This is a genomic window from Streptomyces sp. NPDC053513 (genome assembly GCF_044544765.1).
GTDB classification, from domain to species: domain Bacteria; phylum Actinomycetota; class Actinomycetes; order Streptomycetales; family Streptomycetaceae; genus Streptomyces; species Streptomyces litmocidini.
Window position 1 is genome coordinate 122,419 of the sequence record NZ_JBITXP010000013.1, and the last position, 6,657, is coordinate 129,075.

Genomic DNA, 6,657 nt, shown 5'->3' on the forward strand with positions numbered 1-6,657 from the left:
AACGACCAGGGGCCCTGCTCTGTCACGCCCTCGCCCACCAGGCCCATCACCCTCCCGACACAGGAGGAAAAGGCCTACTGAGCTACCGGGAGGTCCTGCCTTCATGCGCGGACCACCGGAAGATCACCCGGCCAGGATCCCTGCTCGGCCCACACGTTCCCCGACCGGTTGAGACACGGCTTCTACTTCTCCGTGCTCTTGGTGAGCACCAGGGACCACGACCCATTCGGAGTGCTGAACGCTATCTTCCCTCCGCCGCGCGCGTAGAGGTGCACACCGGAGACCTCACCGATGCCACGCCCGTCGATGTCCAGGTAGACGAAGTCGTAGGAGAGGGTGCCGTTGTCGACGAAGTCCCATTTGCCGTGGAAATCGGCGGGGTCGGCGTGCTCGCCCGTCGACAGATCGGTGGCCGTGAATGTGCCGTCCGAATCAAGACGGATCTCGCCGCCGGTCTGCTCGTTGCGGTACAGGCCGGGCAGGTCTTCGGCGTCGACCTGAGCCGTACAGCCTGCGGTGAGTACCGCAGAAGCGGCCAAGGCTGCTGTGAACCAACGGCCACTCGTCAGCTTGCCCACTACGGGCCCAGCGTCACGTTGAACTCGACAACCACGGTCATGGTCGACCCTGGCCCCGAGTCGCCGCTGACCCAGTCGATCAAACCGTTGATGGCCTTACCGGCGGTCTCCTTGTACCAGTCTTGGTACCCGATGACAGGCGGGCGGGTTGCGGACTCCGCGCTCTGCTCGCTGTACGCCGTGTACCGCCACACCACGCTGCCGTCCGCGTTCTTCCGGATGGGGGTCATCCGGATCTGCTGTGAGCCCATGAACGCGTACGCGGAGTTTCCGGTGTACCCGGTCAGGAATCCGTCTGCTGGTTGCGTGACCCCGGCGTCTCTGAGCCACTTCAGGCCCTGGACGCCGTCGAGAGAGTAGTCGTACATGTACGTGTGGCCCAGCTCGTAGTTCCCGGACCGCACCCGATCAGCAAAGTAGTCGAGGGTCTTGTCGGTCCAGGGATGCTCGCGGTAGATGCTGGTGAACTTGTCGTTCGGGCCGAAACACTGGGACCGATCGCCGCCCCCCGTGAGCCAGCTCCACCCCAGCTCGAACGGCGTAGCGCCGTTTCCGGACGGGATGGGATTGCCGAACGGCGTCAGACAGCTCTCGGCTCCGGGCGGAAGTTCGCCGTTGTCGTCGCCGATGGGAACGCTCGCATTGTCGATGGCGTTCTGGATCGCCTGGCGCACCGCGGCCTCGATGGCAAGTCGGTAGGCCTGGGTTGCGGACTGCGCGGCGGCGACGGCGTCCTTGCCGGCTTCGAGTGCCTGCTTGCGAGCGGCCGTTGCCGCGACCGCGGCGTCCGTGGCGTAGTGCGCGGCGGTCTCGGCGGACCGCACGGCTCGCGTCGCGGCCTGGCGTGCCACGCGGCTCGCCTTGAGTGCCGCGGCGGCTGCGTTGCTCGCGGTCTGGGCGGACTTCGCCGCTTCGGCCGCGGACCTCTCGGCGGCCGCGGCGTTGTCACGTGCTTCTTGTGCAGACTTCGCCGCGTCCTCGGCGTAACCCTTGGCGAGGTTGGCCCACTCGGTCGCTTTGGCAGCGGCCTGACGTGCGATGGCGGCAGCCTCGGAGGCGCGGGCCGCGTCCTCCTGCGCATTTGCCGCGACCTTGGCCGCGCGTGCGATCGACGCACGGACCGCGCTGATGTGCGTGGCGCGATCGTGGTCGATCCGCGCGAAGTCGTACTGCGTGGTCGCGATGAACTGGCGGAGCATGAAGGTGTCGCCCTCGAGCGCGATCTGCGCCGCCGCCTTGGTGTAAGGGCCTCCGCTGGCGAGGAGCGCAAACGCGGCCACCCGGTCGTCCTCGCGTACGGCCGCCTCGCGGCCGACCCACAGGAAGGTGTGCAGGGCCTCGGCGGTCCCCGCGTCCAGTGCGGCCGCTGCCTCGCTTCGCACCCTCGTGCCGCTGTTGGGGTCGGCCAGGATCCTGGCCACCTCGACCCGGTTGTCCTCGGCGGCCGCCTCGACCGCTCCGGTCTCCAGGAACGCCTTGATCTTGGCGGGGTCTTCGGTCTTCAGAGCCGCCGCGGCCGCCTTGGCCACGGCCTGAGTCGACATCGCGGCGAGCGCCGCGACGTTCTCGACGTTGTCCTGCTGCAGTGCGAGGACGCGGTCGGCCGAGATCCAGTTGACGACGTCCTGGTCCGAACCGGCCAGTGCGTACTCTGCTGCCTGGCGGGTCCAGGTCCCAGGGCCGTCCAAGAGGCGGACCGCCGCCTTGCGTCCGGCCGCCGCGGCCTGCTCGATGGTTCCGTTCCGCAGTGTTGATTCCGCAGAGCTGATGAGTGCCCGGAGCTCTTCGGAGAGGCGTGCCTCCTGGGTCCGCTCCCGGTTGAACCGTTCGAGCTCGTTCGACTCCGCTTGCGCCGCGAGCCGTGCCTGCTCGATCGCCTCGCTGGTCTCCTCGGCCAGACTCTCGGCCTCGGCCTGGCGGGCCGCCTGTTCGACATCCCGCGCCTTGACGACCGCGGCGGCGGCGGCATTCGCCGCCTCGACAGCGGCGTTGGCAGCCAGCGTGGACCGGTTGGCGTAGTCGACCGACTCACCGGCGTGGGCGGCCGCCTCCTTGGCCGCGGCCGCGGCCTTCTCGGCGTGATCGGCGGCGCTGTTGGCCGCATCACGCGCCGCGCGGGCAGCGGCGGCCGACTGAGCGGCCAGGTTCCGCGCCCTGCCCGCCGCCTGGGTCGCCCTGGCCGCGGCGGCGTCCGCCTCGGCGGCGGCCCGCTTCGCGGCAGCGGCCTCGGACTGGGCTGCTCCGGAGGCCACGGCCGCGTCGGCCGCCGCGCCGGCGGCGGCGGCCGCGTTCACCGCCGAGCTGCGGGCGGCGTCGCCCGCCCGCACCGCCGCGTCGGAAGCCAAGGCCGCCATGTCTGCCTTGGCGGCCACCGTGCGCACGAAGCCCACCAGCTTCAGCGCGACGTCCGCGGCCGCGGTGGCCGCGCCCGCCATCGCCCTGTCCTTGGAAGCGGCGATCGCCGCACGATACGCATTCGCCGCAGCGCGTCCCGCCGCTGCCGCAGCCGCGGCAGCGGCGTTGGCGGCAGCCACCGAACGCTGTGCGGCGGCCTGCGCCGTCCGTGAGGCCGACACCGCGGTCGACGCGGCCGCGGCCGCGCCCGTGGCAGCCTGCGCCGCCTTCCCCGCCGCCTTGGCCGAGCGTGTGACGTCCTGCTCGGCGGCCAGGGCCTCGGCCTTGGCCTCCAATGCCGAGGCCTTCGCCTTCTCGGAAGCACTGACCGCCTGGTTGGACAGTTCGACGGCCTCGTCGGTCTTCAGACCGGCGCGGCGTCCTTCCTTCTCCACGATGTCGACCAACTGCTGGATCGTGGCCGATTCCTCGTCGCGTGCCCGGGCGATGTACTGACCCGTCTCCAGGAACCACCGGATGGCCCTGGCCGACCCGTCGTTCATGGCCCGATTCGCGTACTCGGACACCTGCGGTGACGCTGAGGCGAGGATGGTCATCACCTGCACACGATCGTCCTCCTCCTGCGCGGTGAACCGCCCGTCACTGAGGAAGGCGCGCAACGCGAAGGGGGAATCGGCCGCCAGCGCGGCGGACGCAGCACGCTTCACAGCCTTGGAACCACGGGCCTGGACCGTACTCACGGCCACCCTGAGATCCTCGTCCACGGCAGTCTGGAAACCGCCCTGGAGGACGGCCTCGACCGCTGCGTCCCCGCTGGACAACGCCGTACCGATGACGTTGCGCGTCGCCAGGCCCGCTGTGGCCAGGGACTCCGCGAGCGCGAACCTGTTGTCCTCGGCCCAGGCCACAGGCGCCTTCTGACTGAGGAAATCCGTTATGTCCGTGTTGGAGCCCACCAGCGCCGCGGCCGCCGCGGTGCGGACGGCCCGGCGGCCCGATCGGTATGCCCAGACCACCTTGCCGCGATCGGTATCCGGAAGCCCTGATCCCTCGGGCACCGCCGGCATGCCACCCGAACCGCCCGCCGCGTACGCCGGGCGCGTCCCGAACATACCGCTGGACAGCACGCTGCCGGCCGCCACCCCGGTGAAAATGGCCAGCGCCTGACGCCTACTCAACCCCCGCCGTGATTGCTGTGACATCACGACTCCTTTCCACTCTCACTGTGTCTGTCCGACCCGTACTCGCCCCGATGGCGCGGCACGGTGCCGCCCGTCCCCCACGTCACCCAGACAGATGCACGAATGGCGCGCAGGTGCTGCCCGGGCGTCGAGACGACATGATCCCAACATTCATTCAGTTGAACGTCAATTCACTGGCAATGTGGTGCGCAACTCCACGGATTAATCTGTGGCAATTGTTCCGTTTTCCAGGGGGATCGACTCCGGCATTCGCGACGGATCGCAAAGCGCGACCCATCCAGCAAATTGGAAATTTCGACCCCAAACATCTCTCGATGGAATTTCCATTCGTGCGTCAAAGTCCACACATTCGTGAAGTTCGCACCTCGTGATCTTCACGAATCCTTCACGATCATCCCTACAACCTTCGTAAGTCTGGCTGTTTCGGCAGGTGAATTCACCGACTATGTGCAGCCGCTTCCGGTTTTTCCTGTTGGACATGTGGAGGGATCGAGCTCTTGAATGAGGCGCCGCGGAAAGCCGTTTCAGCTCGCCTGGATAAATTTGCGCACCTCGCCAGGTGGACTGAAGTGACCTGCGCGAAAATATCGGCAGCCGTCGTGCCGGCTGCATCCACGACTTGCTCGCATTTCCCTGAAACGGCGTATAGGTGCCCGGCCGGGACGCGTCGCCATGCGCGGCAAAAGGGGATGAGACGCCTGATCTACAAGAGGGAACTGCATATGAAACTCGTCACTCGCATCATTGCGTCGACGTGTGCCGCCGGCTTGGCGGCCGTGCTGTGGACGACTTCGTCGGCGGGCCGGCCGGCGGGGAACGCCGAATCCGTGGCCGACGAGGCACCCGGTTATGCCGTGGAGAATTACGACTACCCGAACGCGGACAAGATCCTCGCCGAGAAGAACATCGTCCTGAAGCGGGGCGACGGGCACATCATGCTGGCCGACTGCGCCGGCGAGACCGGACTGCTCGAGGTCTGGGCCCGCAGCAAGGACAAGATCTGCTTCAAGGTCACCGGGAACAGCGGCTGGCTGACGCTTGAGATCCCCTCCGTGTACGCCGTCAAGGGCAGCGTCGACCAGAGCGCCCAGGTCGACATGACGGTCGGCACGGAGGAAAAGTCCTTCGACGTCGCCAAGAACGCCTGGACCGCGGTCGGCGAGAGTGCCGACCCCGAGGGCCGCGACCACATGCTCGTCGAGATCCGCACCTCCAAGTAGGCGGTCCAGAAAGCCTGTTCACCTCTTGGGCCCCGCAGCAAGGAGACCACTCGTGCAGCAGCCCAAGCTCTCCTTCTTCATCATCAAGGAACACTCATGACAGCAAAGCGTTCGCGCTTCGTGTGGGCTGCTGGCGCCGCCACCGTGCTCGCCACCGCCGCCACCGTCCTCCCCGCCGCCGCCCTCAACGGTGGCGACGCCCCAGCGCAGTTGAACTTCACCGCAAAGATCGCTATCGGGGAGAAGACCTCCTGCACCGGCACGCTCGTCGACCCGCAGTGGGTTCTCACCGCGAAGAGCTGCTTCACCACCGCCGGCGTCTCCGACGCCGGCAGGCCCGCGGTCGCCACCACCGTCACCGTCGGCCGCACCGACCTGACACAGACCGGAGGCAGCGTCCAGCAGGCCCTCGCCCTCGTACCCCACGCCGACCGTGATCTGGTTCTGGTCAGACTCAGCACCAGGGTTCCCGGATCCGTCGCCGTCCCGGTCCGGGTCGCCACCACCGCCGCCGCCGCCGGGGAGCAGCTGACGAAGGCCGGATTCGGCCGGACGAAGACCGAGTGGGTGCCCAACAAGCTCCACAGCGGCACCTTCACCGTCGCTTCCACCACCGGCACGGACGTGAACCTTGACGGTTCCGACACCGCGACCGTCTGCCAGGGGGACGCCGGCGGCCCGGCCCTGCGCATGGTCAGCGGAACCCCCGAGCTCGTCGCTGTGGGCTCCCGGTCGTGGCAGGGCGGCTGTCTGGGCATTGACCCGGCCGAGACCCGTACCAACGCCGTCGACACCCGTGTCGACGGGCTGGCCGGCTGGGTGAAGGAAATCGTCAGCCGTGAGAAGGTCACGCCCGCCGACATCGACGGCGACGGCAAGGACGACCTCGTGCTGCAGCGCACCGACGGTGCGGTGGTCGTCCACCGCAACCTCGGCAGCAGCTTCGGTGCGGGCACCGTCATGTCGAACGGCTGGGGACGCTTCCTCACCGGCGACGACATGGGTCGCCTGTACTTCGCCGACATCACCGGTGACGGCAAGGACGACCTGATCGTCCACGGCACCGACGGCAACATCGCCGTCCGCAAGAACATGGGCACCTACTTCGACGGCGGTACCCACTGGTCCACCGGCTGGGGGCGCTTCGTCACCGGCACCGACATGGGTCGCCTGTACTTCGCCGACATCACCGGTGACGGCAAGGCCGACCTGATCGTCCACGGCACCGACGGCAACATCGCCGTCCGCAAGAACATGGGCACCTACTTCGACGGCGGTACCCACTGGTCCACCGGCTGGGGG

At 68.2% G+C, this 6,657-nt stretch carries 4 protein-coding genes; 2 read left to right on the forward strand and 2 right to left on the reverse strand.

All coding sequences use genetic code 11. The features are described 5' to 3' along the window. Window positions 1-182: 182 nt before the first annotated feature. Both ACIGW4_RS23070 and ACIGW4_RS23075 read right to left on the reverse strand, forming a co-directional pair. The gene (locus ACIGW4_RS23070) at window positions 183-578 is read right to left on the reverse strand and encodes a hypothetical protein (RefSeq protein ID WP_221211238.1); all 396 of its coding nucleotides are present in this window, start codon (window positions 576-578) and stop codon (window positions 183-185) included. Further along, window positions 578-4,135 carry an ALF repeat-containing protein gene (locus ACIGW4_RS23075; RefSeq protein ID WP_399582593.1) on the reverse strand — a complete coding sequence of 1,186 codons (3,558 nt, stop codon included), beginning with the start codon at window positions 4,133-4,135 and terminating at the stop codon, window positions 578-580. The genes ACIGW4_RS23070 and ACIGW4_RS23075 overlap by 1 nt, the downstream gene beginning before the upstream one ends. Window positions 4,136-4,857: 722 nt before the next feature. On the opposite strand from ACIGW4_RS23075, the gene ACIGW4_RS23080 reads away from it, so the two are divergent. Then, entirely contained in the window at window positions 4,858-5,355 is a 498-nt protein-coding gene (locus ACIGW4_RS23080) for a hypothetical protein (RefSeq protein WP_399582595.1), read from the forward strand. A gap of 96 nt (window positions 5,356-5,451) precedes the next feature. After that, on the forward strand, window positions 5,452-6,657 hold a 1,206-nt coding region (locus ACIGW4_RS23085; RefSeq protein ID WP_399582596.1), incomplete at its 3' end, for a trypsin-like serine protease.